Consider the following 1,182-nt stretch of genomic DNA (forward strand, 5'->3'; position numbering starts at 1 on the left):
CGCCTCGCGGCGGCGTTGACGCCGGAGGTGGACGCGGTGCTGGCCCGGTATCCGCTGCGGGAGCTGGTCACCGCCTCCGAACCGCTTGCGCTGCTGGTCGAGCGGGAGCGGGCCCTGTACGGCGCCTGGTACGAGTTCTTCCCCCGCTCCGAGGGCACCCCCGAGCAGCCGCACGGCACCTTCGCCACCGCGGCCCGCCGCCTGCCCGCGATCGCCGCGATGGGCTTCGACGTCGTCTACCTGCCCCCCGTCCACCCCATCGGCACCACCTTCCGCAAGGGCCGCAACAACACCCTCGACCCCGGCCCCGACGACGTCGGCGTGCCCTGGGCCATCGGCTCCCCCGAAGGCGGCCACGACGCCCTCCACCCCGCCCTGGGCACCCTGGAGGACTTCGACCGCTTCGTGGCACACGCCCGCGAACTGGGCCTGGAGATCGCCCTGGACTTCGCCCTGCAGTGCTCCCCCGACCACCCCTGGGTGCACAAACACCCCGAGTGGTTCCACCACCGCCCCGACGGCACCATCGCCTACGCCGAGAACCCGCCCAAGAAGTACCAGGACATCTACCCCGTCGCCTTCGACGCCGACATGGACGGCCTGGTCACCGAGACCGTCCGCATCCTCCGCCACTGGATGGCACACGGGGTGCGGATCTTCCGCGTGGACAACCCCCACACCAAGCCGGTCGTCTTCTGGGAACGCGTGATCGGCACCGTCAACGCCACCGACCCGGACGTGATCTTCCTGGCGGAGGCGTTCACCCGCCCCGCGATGATGCACACCCTGGCCCAGATCGGCTTCCAGCAGTCCTACACGTATTTCACCTGGCGCAACACCAAACAGGAACTGACCGAGTACCTGACCGAGCTGTCGGGCGAGGCCGCCACCTACATGCGGCCCAACCTGTTCACCAACACCCCCGACATCCTGCACGCCCACCTCCAGCAGGGCGGCCGGCCCGCCTTCGAGGTCCGCGCCGTCCTGGCCGCCACCCTCTCCCCCACCTGGGGCATCTACAGCGGCTACGAACTGTGCGAGAACACCCCGCTCAAGCCGGGCAGCGAGGAGTACCTGGACTCCGAGAAGTACCAGCTCAAACCCCGCGACTGGGCCGCCGCCGAACGCGAGGGACGCACCATCGCCCCCCTCATCACCCGCCTCAACGACATCCGGCGCCGC

At 70.1% G+C, this 1,182-nt stretch carries 1 pseudogene; it reads left to right on the top strand.

Annotated elements, in window-relative coordinates:
• Positions 1-1,182, top strand: a pseudogene (locus ACH4UM_RS41815) (alpha-1,4-glucan--maltose-1-phosphate maltosyltransferase); the annotation flags it as partial.

It is taken from the genome of Streptomyces sp. NPDC020801, from assembly GCF_044334385.1.
Classification (GTDB): domain Bacteria; phylum Actinomycetota; class Actinomycetes; order Streptomycetales; family Streptomycetaceae; genus Streptomyces.